1 protein-coding gene is annotated in these 799 nt (G+C 71.3%); it reads left to right on the forward strand.

Annotated elements, in window-relative coordinates:
• Positions 1-100 precede the first annotated feature (100 nt).
• The gene (locus E4099_RS32525; protein WP_135342663.1) at positions 101-694 is read left to right on the forward strand and encodes a lytic polysaccharide monooxygenase auxiliary activity family 9 protein; all 594 of its coding nucleotides are present in this window, start codon (positions 101-103) and stop codon (positions 692-694) included.
• Positions 695-799 lie beyond the last annotated feature (105 nt).

A 799-nucleotide genomic window follows, 5' to 3' on the forward strand; every position in this document is an offset into this window, starting at 1 on the left:
CCACGGCACCCCACTGCATCCCCGCACCGCGCCGCACCCCACGGCACCCCCGCACCGCACTCAGCTCTCAGACTCCCCCCGCGTTTCCCTGGAGCGAAGCATGCGCAGCAGGATCACCAAGGCCGTCCTCGGCCTCTCCCTCGCCACCGCCTCCGTCCTGGCCTTCGGCGGCAGTGCGTACAGCCACGGCTACACCGACTCGCCCATCAGCCGGCAGAAGCTCTGTGCCAACGGCACCGTGAAGGACTGCGGCCCCATCCAGTGGGAGCCGCAGAGCGTCGAGGGGCCCAAGGGCTTCCCCAGTCGCGGCCCCGCCGACGGGACCATCTGCTCCGGTGGGCACCCGGAGTTCGCCCAGCTGGACGACCCGCGCGGCGGCAACTGGCCCACCACCAAGGTCACCGCCGGCCAGGACTACACCTTCCGCTGGCAGTTCACCGCCCCCCACGCCACCACGGACTTCCGCTACTTCATCACCCGGAACGGCTACGACCCGAGTCAGCCCATCACCCGCGCCAACCTGGAGTCGACCCCCTTCCTCACCCTGCCGTACAACGGCAAGCAGCCCCCCATGACCCTGACCCACACCGGTCGGCTGCCCAGCGGTAAGTCCGGCCACCACGTGATCGTCGCGGTGTGGACCATCGCCGACACCGCCAACGCCTTCTACGCCTGTTCGGACGTCTCCTTCTGAGTCGGTCCCGCCGGTGCCGCCAGGCACCCCCGAACCACCCCCCACCAGGGCCCCGGTAGCGCCGCTCGCGCGCTGCCGGGGCCCTGGTGGGGGGTGGTTCGGGGG

The sequence above is a fragment of the Streptomyces palmae genome (assembly GCF_004684805.1).
Classification (GTDB): Bacteria; Actinomycetota; Actinomycetes; order Streptomycetales; family Streptomycetaceae; genus Streptomyces; species Streptomyces palmae.

Excerpts from the sequence above, each read along its gene's own strand:
- E4099_RS32525 (WP_135342663.1), top strand. The coding sequence starts at position 101 with ATGCGCAGCAGGATCACCAAGGCCGTCCTCGGCCTCTCCCTCGCCACC.